This is a genomic window from Photobacterium ganghwense, from assembly GCF_003025595.1.
GTDB classification, from domain to species: Bacteria; Pseudomonadota; Gammaproteobacteria; order Enterobacterales; family Vibrionaceae; genus Photobacterium; species Photobacterium ganghwense.
Genome location: NZ_PYMI01000002.1, coordinates 239,857 through 255,380, shown reverse-complemented (window position 1 = coordinate 255,380; position 15,524 = coordinate 239,857). Strand labels below are relative to the sequence as shown.

Genomic DNA, 15,524 nt, shown 5'->3' with positions numbered 1-15,524 from the left:
TCTCCTTGTCATGCTACCTGTCGAACGTTTTGCTTACGGGCGTGAGCCAGTGCGGCTTCGCGAACCCAGGCGCCGTTATCCCAGGCGCGGCGCTTGGCATCTAAGCGCTCCTGATTACAGATCCCGTGACCCTGAATGACCTGATTGAATTCTTCCCAGTCGATTTCACCAAACTCATAGTGGCCGAGTTCTTCATTCCATTTGAGATCCGGGTCAGGCACCGTCATGCCGAGCGCCTCAACCTGGTGAACCGTGTTGTCCACGAACTTCTGACGCAGCTCGTCATTACTCAGACGTTTAATTTTCCACGCCATGCTCTGAGCGGAATTCGGCGACTCGCTGTCATTCGGACCGAACATCATCAGCGACGGCCACCACCAGCGGTTGATGGCATCCTGCAGCATCGCGCGCTGTGCTTCCGTGCCATTCGCCAGTGCCGTCACAGCTTCATAGCCCTGACGCTGGTGAAAACTTTCTTCCTTACAAATGCGCACCATCGCGCGGGCATAAGGGCCGTACGAAGTCCGGCACAGCGCCACCTGATTAACAATTGCCGCCCCGTCAACCAGCCAGCCCACCACGCCGATGTCCGCCCAGGTCAGAGTCGGATAATTGAAGATGGATGAGTACTTCATCTCGCCAGCCAACATCTTCTGATACAGCTCGGTGCGATCACCGCCCAGCGTTTCCGCTGCACTGTACAGATACATGCCGTGACCGGCCTCATCCTGGATTTTGGCCAGCAGTACGGCCTTACGGTGCAGCGTCGGGGCACGGGTCAGCCAGTTTGCTTCCGGCAGCATGCCGACAATTTCCGAATGGGCATGTTGGCCAATCTGGCGGATCAGGGTTTTGCGGTAGTGCTCAGGCATCCAATCCTTAGGCTCTATCGCCGTTTCACTGGCGACCTTCTGTTCGAACAGCGCGGACTCATTCATCATCCAACTCCAATATGACACATTAATTTATCGTTTGTGATTTTTAATGTATCACTTATTTTCACTTTGGCAATACGAGCAATCAAAATATTTTTCACAAAGTGATTACATCTGTATTTAAAAGGGTGAGGAGTCAGCAGGAGAAAAGAGTAACGAGCAGGTAAGGGAAATAAAAAATTGATAAGAGAGTTATCGAGGTAGTGGCAGGAGGGGAAAATAGGCACCAAAACGGTGAAAAAAAGGGACGATCAAGCCGTCCCCAAAATGGAGAAAAACACAATACAAATCAGACTTGTGGCGATGCTGACAACGCAGTAAATACCGGGATACCTGCGAAAAACCCGTCTATGAGCTTTGAGCTTTGAGCTACAAGCCTCTAACCCTATAAACAGCAGAACCACTTTACATCGCAGGCATCTCGGACAGACGCGAAGGCTCAGGCAACATCGCCTTCCCGCCGGGCGACCAGCGTCAAGATGCTGTATGACGCAACCGTAGAGCCGTCCTGCTTCACCACTTCCACATCCCATACAATCACGCCTTGAGGCACATCCTCAGGTCGGCGCTGCGGCTTTTTGATCTTCCGCTGGCAGGTCAGATGGACCTGGATAGTGTCCCCAATCACTACAGGTTCGATAAAGCGCAGATTTTCCATCCCATAGTTGGCCAGCACCGGCCCCGGTGCCGCTTCTACGAACAAACCGGCCGCAGCAGAAATCACGAAATAGCCATGCGCAACCCGCTGACCGAACATGGATTCACGGGCAGCAATCTCATCCATGTGCGCATAAAAATGATCGCCGCTCAGGCAAGCAAAATTAACAATGTCAGCTTCCGTAATGGTACGTCGTGCCGTGGTGAGTGATTCGCCGATCGCAATGTCCTCAAAATGCTTACGGAACGGGTGCACCACATCGCGGATTTTCTCCGCACCCCGTACCCATTCACGGCCAATCGCGGCCAGCATGGTCGGTGAGCCCTGAATAGCGGTACGTTGCATATAATGCTTCACCCCGCGCAAGCCGCCCATTTCCTCGCCGCCACCAGCGCGACCGGGTCCGCCATGCACCAGCATCGGCAGTGGTGAACCGTGCCCGGTAGACTCTCTGGCCGATTCAGCATTGAGCACATGCAGACGCCCGTGAGCATGGCCAATACGGGCCACCATATCAGCGGCAAACGCGCCGCTGGCAGTCACCAAACTACCGACTAGGCTGCCCTGTCCCAGCTTAGCCAGGGACACCGCTTCATCGCGGTTTTGGTATGGCATAAGGGTACAAACCGGACCAAATGCTTCGGTGTCGTGCACAGCTGGTGCGTTGAACGGATCATCGCACACCAGCAGCGTTGGCGGATAATACGCCCCCTGTGCCGCTCCCTGTGGCTCAAACCCGTCCAGCGTACCGCCGGTCACGACTCGGCACACATTGGACAGCGTTGTCACACGCTCCTGCACATCATCACGCTGCGATTGACTGATCAGTGCGCCCATCGTCACGCCTTCCTGCGCCGGGTCACCAACCACTACCCGTGACAGTCGCTCAACCAGTGCCTGACTGGTGGCTTCCAGTAAATGCTGCGGCACCATGGCACGGCGAATCGCCGTACATTTCTGACCCGCTTTGACCGTCATTTCACGGCATACTTCTTTGACAAACAGTGCAAACTCAGGGGATTCCGGAGTCACATCATCACCCAAAATAGCGCAGTTGACTGAGTCGGCTTCCATGGTGAACGGAATGGATTTTTCAATCAGGTTTGGCGTGGCACGCAACATCTGACCGGTCTGGGCCGAGCCAGTAAACGTGACCACATCCTGGGTATCCAGGCAGTCAAGCAGATCGCCGGTTGAACCGCATACCAACTGAATCGCGCCTTCCGGCACCAAGCCGCTGTCAACCATAATGCGTACCACGGCCTGGGTCACATAGGCCGAATCCGAAGCCGGTTTTACGATGGCCGCCATGCCGCCAAGCCAGGTTGGCGCCAGTTTTTCCAGCATCCCCCAGCACGGGAAGTTATAAGCGTTGATATGTACTGCCACCCCAGGCTTTGACGTCAGAATGTGGCGAGCGGCAAAGGTACCTTCTTTTGACAACGGAATCAGATCGTCTTCCGGCCATACCGTATCATTCGGCAGTTCGCGGTTCGCCAAGCTGGCGTAATTGAAAAAGGTTGCGGCACCACCCTCAATGTCAATCCATGAGTCGGTGCGAGTTGCACCAGTCTCGGCCGCCAGCGCATACAGCTCTTCTTTATGTGCCAGAATACATTTGGCCACCTCTTTCAGCATTGTGGCCCGCTCCAGGAACGTCATACCGGCCAGTGCCCGGCTGCCTTTTTCCCGCCCGTACGCCAGCATGGCCTGGTTATCGATCCCGCTGCTGTCGAGCTGGTAAATGGCTTCGCCATTCAGCGCACTGCAAATCACCCGTGGCTTCCCGCCACCGACATACCAGTTTCCTTTTACGTAGCTATGTAACGTTTCCATCGTGTCCTTCCTAATTTGGCGTATCAACGATGACGTCTCACCCGTTTCAGGCAGTCGCCAGAGAGGGAATGCAGAGGCTGTGTCATCTCGTTATCGATCACAAATGTAACATCCAAACAACAAACATCAAATAAAAACGATACAATTTCTTTGTTAAATTTTATTTTGTGTGTCATGTTTATTTTTACCTCTGGCCAACCGTTACAAAAAAGGAATTGTTATGCTGAAAAAAGCCATGATGACGTTTACTGCCGGGATCACCGCAGGATGGATGTTCGCCGGTAGTGCTATAGCCGCCGAGCATGAACTCCGTATCGCGACCTGGCTCAGTCCGACCCACACCATGAATCAGGACGTGTTTCCGACCTGGGGACAATGGATAGAAGACGCCACTGAAGGCAGGGTAAAAATCAAACTGGAATACGATGTCGGTCACCCGAAAAGCCTGGTCGACATGGTCGAAGACGGAGCTATTGATGCCGCCTGGACCTTCCACGGCTATCTGCCGGGTCGCTTTCAGCTCTCACAGATGACCGAACTGCCGGGGCTGGATGCCGGTGCCGAAGCGGTTTCTGTCGCTCACTGGCGCATCAATCAACAATATTTCCAGAAGGCCGGTGAGTACGATGGCGTTGAAGTCGCTGGCTTGTTTGTCCACGGACCGGGACAGATCCACCTGCGAAACCCTATTGCCAGCATCCGCGAATTGGCCGGCAAAAAGATCCGGGTCGGCGGTGGCGTCTCCACGGAAATCGGTAAGCGTCTGGGCGTCACCGGCGTCAATGCTCCTGCCAACAAAGCTTACGAGATGCTTTCACAGGGCGTGGCTGACGGTATTTTCATGCAGATGGATATGATGAAAGTTGGCCGGTTCAAAGATGTTACCCCTTACACCATCAAGCTGCCGCATGGCCTGTACATGGGATCATTCGGTATTTTCCTCAGCCCTGATTTCATGGCGCAGCTGTCGGAACAAGATCGTGAAGCCATTCGCCGAGTCTCCGGTGAGCGTTTGTCCGCGCTGGCCGGTCGTGCCTGGGCCGCCGCCGATGATGTGGGCGAGCAAGACATCATTGCCAGCGGCAGCAAAGTAGTGAATGCCTCTGACGACGATGTGGCGTTTTTCCAGCAAGCGGTTAAGGGCATGGATGAAGACTGGGTCAAAGCCGCCAATCGCCGTGGCGTGGATGCGAAAACCGCCCTGAATGCCTTCCGCCAGGAAGCGCGCAACTACCAGCCGATCGAGCTATAGGGTCGTGTCATGAAGCAAGGAATACACTTTTTCACCCGATGCTGGGAATGGGGCGCCCGGCATCTCGACCGGCTACTCAAACGGGTAGCCGCCCTGCTGTTGTTCGGCCTGATGACCATCACCTGTGTCGATGTCGTAGGACGCTACTTTTTTGATATGCCACTGACCGGCAGTGTTGAACTGACGGAATTGCTGCTCGGCAGCCTGATTTTTGCCACCTTGCCGCTGATCACCTGGCGCAAGGAACACATCAGTGTCGATCTGACCGACAGCATTATTCCGACCGGCGTGAAGCGGGTTCGCGATGCGCTATTCAGTCTGGCGGTTGCTTTCAGTCTGGTAACTATTGGGATCAAAATTTGGGATCTGGCGGTACGGTCTCAGCGTTATGGTGAAATCACCGAATACCTGGAAATCCCGCTGTACTACTTTATTTACTTTCTGGCGATCTCCTGCTGGTTAACCGCCGTGACCTCACTGGTGCTGTGCATTACCCAGTTCTGCGGCAAGCAATATGACAACCAGGAGGACGCAACATGCTGACCACACTGATTGGTTTCGCTGTGCTGATGGTCTTGATTCTGCTCCGGATGCCGATTGCGTTTGCGATGGGGATAGTCGGATTCATCGGCTATGCCGCGCTGGGCGACTGGAACATCAATGGTGCACTGTCGATCAGTGCCAAACGCCTAATAGACACAGCTCAGGATTACGGCCTGTCGGTGATCCCGATGTTCATTCTGATGGGCAATTTCATCACTAAGGCCGGTTTGTCTCAGGAACTGTACCGCGCCTGTTATGCCTTTTTTGGCCACAAAAAGGGCGGACTGGCAATGGCGACTGTTGCCGCCTGCGGTGGATTTTCTGCGATATCAGGCTCCAGTCTGGCCACTTCAGCAACCATGGCCAAAGTCGCCATGCCGTCGATGCGAAAATACGGCTACTCCGACGGGCTGGCCGCCGCTTCAATCGCGGCAGGCGGTACGCTGGGTATTCTGATCCCACCCAGTGTGATCCTGATTATCTATGGCGTGCTGACGGAGCAGAGTATTCGCGACCTGTTTGCCGCCGGTTTTCTGCCGGGGATGTTAGGGATTGTGCTGTACATGCTGGCGACCCGCTACGTGGTGTGGCGTGACCCGAAAGCCGGCCCTTGCGGCGAACGCATGAGCAAGGCAGAAAAGTGGCATGCGATTCGTTCTGTCTCTGCCATTCTCGGTCTGTTCGTGCTGGTCATGGGGGGGATTTACGGTGGGATTTTCACGCCAACGGAAGCCGCAGGCATCGGCGCTGGCGGGGCATTTCTGATTGCGCTGTACCGCAAAACCCTGACACTGGCGATATTGCAGGACATCCTGATCGAAACCGCCCGAACCAGTACCATGCTGTTCGGCGTCATTATCGGCGCCCTGATTTACTCCAATTTTGTCAACCGGGCCGGTCTACCCGACGATTTGGTGAATCTGATTTCGTCAGTCGGTGCCGAGCCAATTCTGGTGATGTTGGCCATCATTGGTATCTACATCCTGTTGGGCACCGTATTTGAAAGCCTGTCGATGTTACTCCTGACCATTCCGGTGTTTTACCCGCTGGTTCAGAGCATGGGTTTTGATTTGATATGGTTTGGCATCATTGTCGTAGTTGTGACGGAAATCAGCCTGATCACTCCGCCGGTCGGACTGAATATTTTTGTCCTGAGCGGTGTGATTAAAGACATAAAAACCAGCACGATTTTCAAAGGGGTCACCCCGTTCTGGTGCGCCGACATTATCCGGCTGATGCTGTTGCTGTTTATTCCGGCGCTATCCCTCTGGCTGCCAGGCATGCTCTATACCACTTAATCCAGCACTGATTGTTGTGCTGGTTACGGGCGGTTCCTGCCGCCCGTATGTTCACTGGTACGTTTTGATATCCCTACTTTTCGATATCCGAAATTTGTTAACACCGGTTTGACACCCGTTTTTTCTGCCGGATTTCATTCTGTGACTGTTTTCCGGCTTTTTTTATTCCATTCGTGTTTTTGATTTCAGGCTGTCTCAAAAACATTTATCCCTACGACGTAAAGGACTATTCAACGCATGAAAAAACACACTTTGTCTCCCTGCCTTGCTCTGGTAAGTCTGTCACTGCTGACAGCCTGCTCTTCATTGCCGATGCCCGAAGCCTCGCTGGCAGAGACCCGACAAGCCGCACAGGAAGACATTACCATTCTGCGCGATAACTACGGTACTCCGCATATCTACGCCGACAACACTTATGGGCTGTTCTACGGCTTTGGCTATGCCATTGCGCAGGATCGCCTGTATCAGCTGGAAATGGCCAAGCGCAGCGCGCAGGGCAAGGTTGCTGAAGTGCTGGGCAAAGAGTACCTGCCGCTGGATATCAAAGTCCGCGAGCATTACAACCCGGATGCGATCCGTCAGGCCCTGAACGCACTCCCGCCCGAAGATGCCGAAATTTTTCAGGGTTATGCCGATGGCCTCAACGCCTGGATTCGCCATATCGAACAGTCACCAGACACCCTGATGCCCAAACAGTTTCTGGACGGCCACTTCGCCCCGACTCAATGGCAGCCATTTGATGTCGTTATGGTGTTTGTCGGTTCGATGATTAACCGTTTCGGGGATTACAACACCGAGCTGGAAAACCAACAGTTACTGCAGGCCTTGCAACAACAACACGGAAAAACCAAAGGCCGGGCTCTGTTTGATGCCCTGTTGCCGTACCAGAGCCAACAGGCCGTTGATACCATTCCCGACGGTGAGTGGACTGCGCAGGCACGTCAGAAAATCAGAAATGAGCGCGTAGCCGCGCTTCGCCAGACCAACAGCGAAGGGGCGGTGATCGCCAAGACGTCTGCCGCCCCAACCACTCAAGCCCTATTTACGGATGAGACAACCCTCGCCGCCAGAACCGGCCTTGAAGGCACCCTGGGTTGGCGCGGTTTCAAGGAAGCCCCTTTCAGTAACATTCTGGTACTGGGTAAAGCGAAAACTGCGGGGGCCAACGCGGTACTGATCAACGGCCCTCAGTTTGGCTTCTATCGTCCAGCCTACACCTATTCCGTCGGCCTGCACGGCGCCGGTTATGACGTCGTAGGCAACTCTCCGGCTGGTTACCCGCTGGTGCAGTTCGGTCATAATCAGCATATTTCCTGGGGAAGTACCTGGGGCGCAGGGGACAATGTGGACCTGTTCCGGCTCACGCTGAACCCGGATAACCCGGAAGAATACCTGTATAAAGGCCGCTATATTGCCTTCGATAAGCAGCATCAGACGGTGAAAGTCAAAGGCGAAGCCGACCGTATCATTACAGTATACCGTTCCGTGCATGGCCCTGTGATCAACTATGACCCACAGAATCAGGTCGCTTTTGCCAAGCAACGAGGCTGGGCCGGTAAAGAGCTGTCTACCCTGCTGGCCTGGAACAAAGTCGCCCAGGCCAGTAACCACCAAGAATGGCAGCAGCAAGTCGCGCAAAGTGCCATTAACGTGAACTGGTATTATGCCGACCAGCAAGGCAATATCGCCTATGCCCTCGGCGGCCACTACCCGATACGCCATCCGGGCGTCGATGGTCGCCTGCCCACCAACGGTGACGGCAGCGCCGACTGGCTGGGCCTGTATCCGTTTTCCACCAACCCGCAGGTACTGAATCCGGGCAGCGGTTACATTGCCAACTGGAACAATCGCCCTGCCAAAGGGTTTCCTAATCCGGATCAGTGGTGGTACAGCTGGAATACCGTCGACCGAAATCTTGAAATTACCCGCCGGGTCGATGCAGCCAACTTGCTCACTGCACAGGATGCTTGGCAGCTAATGATGGATGCATCGCTCAGCGATCCTAACGCACGTCACTTTGTTCCGCAGTTAGTGACCCTGGCCCGTCACAGCCAGGATCCTGCCCTTCAACAGGCGGCTGAGGTGCTGGCGTCCTGGGACTACCGCAATACCGATGACAACGGTGACGGCCGCTATGATCACCCGGCTTCGACCCTGTTCCGTACCTGGCTGTCCGAAGCACTGACCCTGACCTACACGCCGCTGCTTCCGGATCCCCAACGCGGCTGGTTTACCAACCCCGGTTACGGCAACAAAGAACGCGTGCTGACCAACAGCTATAACATTCAGACCGGGACGAAAGCACTGGCTGCCATCTGGTCTAACCCGACGTACCTGACCACACAAAAGACCGACTCGCTTAAGTTGAATGCACTGCGCACTGCCATTGACCACGTGACCGCCCGCTACGGCACCAATAGCAACAGCTGGCATGATGAGGTCGATGTACTGCGCTTTAGCCATAAAAACTATATTGGTGTACCGCAGGCCGGGCAGGATGAAGTTACCGACACCCCAATCGCACTCAATCGCGGCACGGAAAACAACATGACGGTGTTTGGTCGTGACAAAATTGAAGCGTTTGAAGTCGCCGCCCCAGGGCAATCCGGTTTTATCTCACCCAACGGGGAACGTTCCGCTCACTATAACGATCAGTATGAGGACTTTGTGCAGTTCCGTCTGAAGCCTGTCTACTCATCCCGCGAGGCACTTGAGCAGACTAGCCCGGACAAAACCGTGCTGACGGTCTCTTTACCCGACCCGCAACGCATTTGATTAAAGATCTGGAGCTAGATCTGGTTTCGGAGATGATAAGACAGCCTCAAAGCTGGCTTCAAATGACGAAAAAAGAGGCGCTGCATGCGCCTCTTTTTTATTCGAGGGTTTGCTAAGAGACCCTGTCAGATCTGGAGATCCCTTGTTTTCACCCTTGCACTTGCTATTGGTCTCAGCCCTCAACAGTGCGTGAAATCGACAGACAAGACTCGCCCTGCCAAGGTCTCATCCCCGCCTCCCTCCATTTCAAGGCAAACGGGTGGCAAAGACTCCTGTTCAACAAAATCTAGTCGGTAACAAAATCGAGTAAATAGCAAAATCGAGTAAATAACAGAGACAGTCAGCTAAAAGTACAGCCAGTAAAGGGCTGATCAAGCTTGATTGACAAGGTTACTCAAACAGTGCTTTGTCTACTTTAATCACCACTTTACGAACCGGTGCCGGATCATCATAGGCTGCAACGAGCGGACGATGAGGCTCCCCCGGATAAAAGACAATAAACTCTCCGGCACGGATAGTGACAAATCGCTCCTCCCCCTGAAGCTGTTCGCTGAAGGCAAGGTCTTTCTCATCCAGATAATCTTCATCCAGACCCGCAAACGGCAATATGCCGTAACCGAAGGTTTCAGTGCCTTCAAGCAGCAACTGAACATCAAGATAACGGCGATGACATTCTGACTTACGGTGCGCCAATAGCTGCGTATGATCACTCATCACCAAAAAGAACGCGCTGTCTCCCTGAAGATCGTAACGACCGTCTTCCAGAGGCGAGGCGATTCGCTGGAGAACCTCCGCAATCACTGCCGTCAGCTTGGGTGACAAGCAATGTGTAAATGTAAGATGCGATGTGCTACCGACAAACATAACAGTATCCTTTCATGATTTTCGCTGGCGACTATTCTACCGCTCGGCAGCGCGATGAAAAAGAATTATCGAAACATCGTTTCAAAAAATACATCAAGAACAATATTCGGAGGCCACATACAGAGCAAAATTAATCCAACATCGCGACATGCAGAGCATGATCAGCAATAACCTGCTCACTGTAGTTCAGACAAACCTCAATCATCTCATCGATATAATTAGCCAGTGACTCCACCATAAACAGCTCAAACCGCGAGGAGCGCCGATCACCGCGGGAATGGGCCAGCGCCAACGCCTCACCACAGCTCTGCGCATACTCACTGAGTCGGATTGCCGGATCTTTGCGCGTCACCACCAACTGATCCGGTTTAAGTGCCGCACGGGCATGATGACGGGAGCGCACCAGCCAATGTTTGCCCCGCCAGACGACCTCATCCAGCAGTAAGTCCGGACGACGCTGCATATTCCGCTGACAGTCGGCGGTAAGATGCGCCGGGTTAAGCTTGTTGACCGGGCTGATATCCGGAAACGCAAAAATCGGCGCGGCCTGACGCTGCTGCTTGATCTCCACAATGTGACACATTGCCAGCTCATCAAGGCTGTGCAAATCCTCTGGCCCCACCAACAGGTAATACCGTTCCATATTGTTCGAACCGGTGCCGGCACCAAGGCGGGCAACACAGTCGAGAATGTCATCATCCAGATAAGGCCGAAACACCGCAGCGACTTCCTTGACTTCGTTTTCAGCCAGCACCTGATATTTTTCCGGCTCATCAACAAACCGCAGTACCCCATCCTCAAACCGGGTTGATTTGGCCAGTTGGCTTTTAGTCAGGAAGTCTTTCCCGCCTGCAGCCCGTTTACAGGCCTTGCGCCAGGTTTTATAGAGCGTGTGCTCGTCAGGAAATTTCTTGAGCACCTTGTACCGCATATCGCTGTCAACAATCACTTTCTGTAAAGTGTCGCTGTATGCGTGCAAAAAGCCCCGGCACGCGGCAACGACCGCGTCGTTATCTGGTGCATGGTAATCACTGCCTGACGCTGAGTCTGTGCCGTCACTGATATAACGCCCGTCGAGGATACCTCGGCCAAGGTCTGCCACCAGCGCCACGCTGGTCAGAAAGCGGGCGATATCCCACACCGCGTAGCCCATACAGGCGTCATCAAAATCATTCGGGGAAAAAATCACCTGATCACCCTGCGACCCTTCTTCTGTCAGAAAGCCAAAATTGGCCAGATGGCAGTCGCCCATGATGGTGGTCATGCCGGGTTTTGCAGCCAGCAAACTGGGCAGTGTCAACACACCGGATGCCAGGTCGGCATAAAACAGCTGTGCTGAACCTCTAAAAAACTGAAACGGGCTCAGCGCCATCTTGCGATGCTTGTGCAGGGACGGGTTCGACGGGTCACTCGATTGACCGTCGATCAATTGCAACTGGCGTTTCAGCACAGTTTGTCTGTCAGTACTCATAGACAACAAAGCTCCTTTTTGAGTCAGATTCCGATCCCTTCAAGTATCAACAATGGAGAAAAGATTGGAAAGCCAGACAGAAACACACGACGAAGAAAAAGAACAGGCCCCGCGGATTGAGCAGGGCCCGGTTACAGCAGATGAGCGTGGCCGTTGCCAACAGGATTTTGATTATTAGGATTTCCCGTTGGCCAGCTTGTTTATTCCATTTCCTGTCGAATGCTTACAACGTATTATCCACGTTGAGCAGCAATCCACCGGCAAAGTCGTCCGTCGCAACGACCGAGTACACACCGCCATTCTCCACCTCGGCACTGGCCGTTACGGCAGGGGTGTAAGACGGATCACTTTGAAGTATCACCGCCAGTTGATAAGTGCCAGCAGGCACATTCAGGACAGCGGTCTGTTTGAAATCAACACCTTCCAGCACTACAGTAGAAGCATCAAATACCCCATCGACCGACGCATGGATATCAACGCGTCCCAACCCGGCGGCTGTCGAGCTGGCATGTACGACCCGAACCTTGGCATATGCCGCCACCGGGCGCAGATCTTCTGGAATGATCAAGGGTTCGATGGTGCTGTCAGTGACACTGTTCAGCTTACCCACAGCGTAGATACTGGTGCTGGTTCCGGCTGCAAATGAGGTATCCGGCGCGTCAATGACAACAACAGAGTTATCGAACGCTGCCGCGACACTCAGGTCATAATGTTCGGGGGCAAGCCGAACAGAACGGAACTCACGAAAAGTAATGTCGGACAGCCCATCCACCACACTGCCACTGGCCAGAACATCCACATTCGGGGCATCCGCAACGGCATGTACAACCCGCACTTCCACCTGTTCACCGAGATTACGCAGCACCGTGATTTGCTCGCCATCAGCCACCAGCAGGTTCACCGGAGAAACCGCGCCACCACTGACATTAGGCACCGCCGTGATCAACAAGTCGCTGCCGCCGTTCAACTCAACCGGCCCGCTGGCATAAGCTACCGTTTTGCTGCCAGCCAGAGTCAGGCGTAAACGATAGGTTGCAGCCGGTAATATCACCGGCAGTTCTGGATGATCTTCCTTGAATGCCAGTCCGGCCACCGCCGGTTCAACCGCCGAAATATCCTCTTCAGTATTCAGATAAATGTCGACCGCTGGCACATCAGGATGGGCATGAAGCACATCAACCCGGATTTCATTGCCAGAGGGCAAGATATCCGGTCGGCTAAGAACCACAGGTTCAATGCTTTCAGCCTGATTCACCGCGACAATGTCGTACTGCATATCCGGCGAAAAATCGAGATTGGCACTGATGACTGAGAGCCGTTCATCTCCGGGCAGCAATGCCTCAACCCCGACATTGTAGGTACCTGACTCCACATTCAGCAGCTGGCTGCCGGTTTGATAATCAACATTTTCCAGCCCGCCGACCGTCTCGCCGTTCAGCAGCACTGCCACCGGCGGGGCGTCACTGCTTGCATGGGTAATCCGAATTTGTGAAACATCGTCGTCTTCCAGAGGACAGCCCGTTAAAAACACACTCAGTCCAAGAACGCTCACTACAGATTTCATATTCATAAGAATATTCCTCGTTGTGTACAGCCTGTTTGTGTACTGCCTACGAACAGTTACCTCGCGAATATACGTAGGTGTGTCTGCAACAGGATCACCCCGATGCACATATGATGGCCTTATCAAAAAGAGATTCTCAGGCGCACTCATCCACTTTGGCCTGCGGTGCGTAATGGAGATAAGACCCGGTTAAGCAGCACCGGTAACGAAGCGGTATCAAAAAAAGTCGTCAGAAAAGTAATGGAATGAAGAAAAAGGAGGCCTGTCCTGTGTATTCCGCGTCAAACACACCCAAGTGCATAACAAAGCAGCTGCCTTTCCTGACATCCACCGATCATTGGATGCCGATGACCCGTCACTGCCTGACAGGCAGTGGCTGGCTGTTTACCCAAACTATCCGCGCCGGACAACAAGCCGGGGGCATTTGGTTGGTGATGCAGGACAGTCGCGGTTACCCCGCCATGGCCGATGGTGATGTCATGACGCTGGCGGTGATTGAGTCCGTGGACTGGCTCAGCCAGCAGCAGATTCAGGTGCACATCGCTACACTCTCATTTGGCAGGATTATGCGCTCTTCCGACGCTCCCGCTCAGCCAACCCGGCTTACCGGCCAGCTGTACGGCGGGTGGTCTCCCTCGTCGGTGTCGCTTGCGGCAGATGATGTTTTGATCACCCGGCTGCACCAGTGGCAGGCTGAATTTGGCCTGGTCTGGCCGGAATGGGTGACCAACCAGACGCCCCTCTGTGCCAACTGGGTATGCCTGCGCTGGCTGGAATTACTGCCGCTCTCGCTGAAGACCAAACAGCGCCTGCTCAAGCAACCCTCGGCGCGGAACTGTCTGCGCTACCTGAAAAAAGTTATCAGACAGAGTGATCGTTACCATTAGTGGTTGCGTTATTGGAACACGGCCCCCATGCTTGCAGATAGAGTAATGATGAGACCCATACCTGTAGAACAGTCTGAGGTAGTACACTCCGAGACAAACAAGGAGTTTATGAATAACGACACATTACCCGCTGTGGATGTGGCTGGCTTGCTCGCGCAAATTGCTGAATCCCGTTGCCGAAAAAGTTACGAGACGCTATTTACTTACGTCGCCCCCAAGTTGCTGAGTTTTACCCGCAAGCAACTAAGGGATGAGTCGTTGGCAATGGAAGTGGTGCAGGAAACCATGCTTAAAGTCTGGCTGAAGGCGCATCTGTATGATGAATCCAAAGGCGCAGCACTGACCTGGATCTATTCTGTTGCCCGTAACGTTAAATTCGATCTGCTGCGTAAAACCAAACACCAGCAGGATTGGGTTCAGGGCGATGATTTATGGCCTGTGCTGCACGAAGAGCCGGAGCCGGATCAGTTGCCTGAAGAATTTCGGGCCATCGTCAGTCGCGAGCTGGAATCCCTGATCAACGCCCTTCCCCCTGCCCAGGCCGAAATCGTGCGCATGATCTGCTTACAAGGCGCATCGCATCAGGATGTGGCCGATGCAATTGGGATTCCGCTAGGAACGGTCAAAAGCCGATTACGTTTAGCATTGCAAAAAATGAAGGAGGCTCTGGATGAGTAATATTCGCTTCCATCCGCTTAGCGAGACTTTGCAGCGATTTGCCTCCGGTGATTTAGACCCGGCATCGAGCATCATGATTAGCACCCATTTGGAATACTGCCCGCACTGCCGGCAGCTTGCCTGTTCTATCGAAGACTCACAGGCCGCCGCTGTGCTGGCATCAGAGACACCGGAAGTGGAACACACGGGAACACAAAACACGATAGCCCCCCTTTCTCCGGATCTGATGACGATGATGCACGCCATCATGACCACGTCCGAACCTGATGTAGAGCCTGAGATCGAATCTGGCGATGACTCGGTCTCAGCGGGGATGCCGACGGCCTTAATCCTGGGTGATAAAACCTACCCATTGCCAAGAGCACTGCAGCGACACCGCGATCGCATTGGCCCGTGGTCACGCCTGCCGGGTAAACTCAAGCGGGCTGCCGTTGATGTCGGTGGCCCTCAGAAAATGAATTTCATCTACATGGATTCTGACAGTGCCTTACCGGAACATACCCATCAGGGGCAGGAAATCACGCTGGTGCTGGCGGGTGAATTTTATGATGACCAGGGCACATATCGGCCGGGCGATTTTATCATTCAGACTTCTGCCAACCAGCACGTCCCGAAAACCCGAAGCGGGCAAGACTGCCTGTGCCTGACTTTGCTCGATGCCCCGCTGCATTTCACCTCTGGTCTGGCGACACTGCTGAACCCGTTCAGTCAGTTATTTTTCCGCTTGTAAGTAAATTCACCAAGCAAGCTGTCGTCAAAGAGC

13 protein-coding genes are annotated in these 15,524 nt (G+C 53.8%); 8 read left to right on the top strand and 5 right to left on the bottom strand.

Annotated elements, in window-relative coordinates:
- Positions 1-8: 8 nt before the first annotated feature.
- Together paaA and paaZ are read right to left on the bottom strand one after the other, a co-directional pair.
- Entirely contained in the window at positions 9-941 is a 933-nt protein-coding gene (gene paaA / locus C9I92_RS06980; protein WP_207103929.1) for a 1,2-phenylacetyl-CoA epoxidase subunit PaaA, read from the bottom strand.
- A gap of 433 nt (positions 942-1,374) precedes the next feature.
- Complete coding sequence (paaZ, locus tag C9I92_RS06975) at positions 1,375-3,429, bottom strand: phenylacetic acid degradation bifunctional protein PaaZ (RefSeq protein ID WP_047884949.1); 2,055 nt, start codon at positions 3,427-3,429, stop codon at positions 1,375-1,377.
- 220 nt (positions 3,430-3,649) lie between these two features.
- Here paaZ and C9I92_RS06970 point away from each other — a divergent pair, with 220 nt between their 5' ends.
- From C9I92_RS06970 to C9I92_RS06955, 4 genes are all read left to right on the top strand, one after another.
- The gene (locus tag C9I92_RS06970) at positions 3,650-4,681 is read left to right on the top strand and encodes a TRAP transporter substrate-binding protein (RefSeq protein ID WP_084712535.1); all 1,032 of its coding nucleotides are present in this window, start codon (positions 3,650-3,652) and stop codon (positions 4,679-4,681) included.
- A gap of 9 nt (positions 4,682-4,690) precedes the next feature.
- Positions 4,691-5,224 (top strand): TRAP transporter small permease, encoded by a 534-nt coding sequence (locus C9I92_RS06965; protein WP_047884950.1) that lies wholly within the window; start codon positions 4,691-4,693, stop codon positions 5,222-5,224.
- The gene (locus C9I92_RS06960; RefSeq protein WP_047884951.1) at positions 5,218-6,522 is read left to right on the top strand and encodes a TRAP transporter large permease; all 1,305 of its coding nucleotides are present in this window, start codon (positions 5,218-5,220) and stop codon (positions 6,520-6,522) included. The genes C9I92_RS06965 and C9I92_RS06960 overlap by 7 nt, the downstream gene beginning before the upstream one ends.
- A 237-nt stretch (positions 6,523-6,759) precedes the next feature.
- Positions 6,760-9,297: a penicillin acylase family protein gene (locus C9I92_RS06955; RefSeq protein WP_053061798.1), complete on the top strand. Its 2,538-nt coding sequence runs from the start codon at positions 6,760-6,762 to the stop codon at positions 9,295-9,297.
- A 390-nt stretch (positions 9,298-9,687) separates the two neighbouring features.
- Here the strand turns inward: C9I92_RS06955 and C9I92_RS06950 are convergent, their stop codons facing one another.
- Together C9I92_RS06950 and C9I92_RS06945 are read right to left on the bottom strand one after the other, a co-directional pair.
- Positions 9,688-10,161 (bottom strand): NanQ anomerase/TabA/YiaL family protein, encoded by a 474-nt coding sequence (locus C9I92_RS06950; protein ID WP_047884952.1) that lies wholly within the window; start codon positions 10,159-10,161, stop codon positions 9,688-9,690.
- Between the two features lie 130 nt (positions 10,162-10,291).
- Complete coding sequence (locus C9I92_RS06945) at positions 10,292-11,632, bottom strand: DUF2252 family protein (RefSeq protein WP_047884953.1); 1,341 nt, start codon at positions 11,630-11,632, stop codon at positions 10,292-10,294.
- 52 nt (positions 11,633-11,684) lie between these two features.
- On the opposite strand from C9I92_RS06945, the gene C9I92_RS25760 reads away from it, so the two are divergent.
- On the top strand, positions 11,685-11,810 hold the full coding sequence (locus C9I92_RS25760; RefSeq protein ID WP_277991790.1) for a hypothetical protein: 126 nt from the start codon (positions 11,685-11,687) through the stop codon (positions 11,808-11,810).
- 45 nt (positions 11,811-11,855) lie between these two features.
- On the opposite strand, the gene C9I92_RS06940 is transcribed toward C9I92_RS25760, so the two are convergent.
- Positions 11,856-13,202 carry a DUF4397 domain-containing protein gene (locus C9I92_RS06940; protein WP_047884954.1) on the bottom strand — a complete coding sequence of 449 codons (1,347 nt, stop codon included), beginning with the start codon at positions 13,200-13,202 and terminating at the stop codon, positions 11,856-11,858.
- 239 nt (positions 13,203-13,441) lie between these two features.
- On the opposite strand from C9I92_RS06940, the gene C9I92_RS06935 reads away from it, so the two are divergent.
- The 3 genes from C9I92_RS06935 to C9I92_RS06925 all read left to right on the top strand — a co-directional run bounded on the left by C9I92_RS06935 (position 13,442) and on the right by C9I92_RS06925 (position 15,491).
- Positions 13,442-14,083, top strand: coding sequence for a hypothetical protein (locus tag C9I92_RS06935; RefSeq protein ID WP_146149670.1), 642 nt, complete (start codon positions 13,442-13,444; stop codon positions 14,081-14,083).
- 108 nt (positions 14,084-14,191) lie between these two features.
- Positions 14,192-14,761 (top strand): sigma-70 family RNA polymerase sigma factor, encoded by a 570-nt coding sequence (locus C9I92_RS06930; RefSeq protein WP_047884956.1) that lies wholly within the window; start codon positions 14,192-14,194, stop codon positions 14,759-14,761.
- Entirely contained in the window at positions 14,754-15,491 is a 738-nt protein-coding gene (locus tag C9I92_RS06925; protein WP_047884957.1) for a ChrR family anti-sigma-E factor, read from the top strand. Before C9I92_RS06930 ends, C9I92_RS06925 begins: the two co-directional genes overlap by 8 nt.
- Positions 15,492-15,524: the final 33 nt, after the last annotated feature.

Coding starts and splice junctions, on each gene's coding strand:
- paaA (WP_207103929.1), bottom strand. CDS start 941: ATGATGAATGAGTCCGCGCTGTTCGAACAGAAGGTCGCCAGTGAAACG.
- paaZ (WP_047884949.1), bottom strand. CDS start 3,429: ATGGAAACGTTACATAGCTACGTAAAAGGAAACTGGTATGTCGGTGGC.
- C9I92_RS06970 (WP_084712535.1), top strand. CDS start 3,650: ATGCTGAAAAAAGCCATGATGACGTTTACTGCCGGGATCACCGCAGGA.
- C9I92_RS06965 (WP_047884950.1), top strand. CDS start 4,691: ATGAAGCAAGGAATACACTTTTTCACCCGATGCTGGGAATGGGGCGCC.
- C9I92_RS06960 (WP_047884951.1), top strand. CDS start 5,218: ATGCTGACCACACTGATTGGTTTCGCTGTGCTGATGGTCTTGATTCTG.
- C9I92_RS06955 (WP_053061798.1), top strand. CDS start 6,760: ATGAAAAAACACACTTTGTCTCCCTGCCTTGCTCTGGTAAGTCTGTCA.
- C9I92_RS06950 (WP_047884952.1), bottom strand. CDS start 10,161: ATGTTTGTCGGTAGCACATCGCATCTTACATTTACACATTGCTTGTCA.
- C9I92_RS06945 (WP_047884953.1), bottom strand. CDS start 11,632: ATGAGTACTGACAGACAAACTGTGCTGAAACGCCAGTTGCAATTGATC.
- C9I92_RS25760 (WP_277991790.1), top strand. CDS start 11,685: ATGGAGAAAAGATTGGAAAGCCAGACAGAAACACACGACGAAGAAAAA.
- C9I92_RS06940 (WP_047884954.1), bottom strand. CDS start 13,202: ATGAATATGAAATCTGTAGTGAGCGTTCTTGGACTGAGTGTGTTTTTA.
- C9I92_RS06935 (WP_146149670.1), top strand. CDS start 13,442: ATGAAGAAAAAGGAGGCCTGTCCTGTGTATTCCGCGTCAAACACACCC.
- C9I92_RS06930 (WP_047884956.1), top strand. CDS start 14,192: ATGAATAACGACACATTACCCGCTGTGGATGTGGCTGGCTTGCTCGCG.
- C9I92_RS06925 (WP_047884957.1), top strand. CDS start 14,754: ATGAGTAATATTCGCTTCCATCCGCTTAGCGAGACTTTGCAGCGATTT.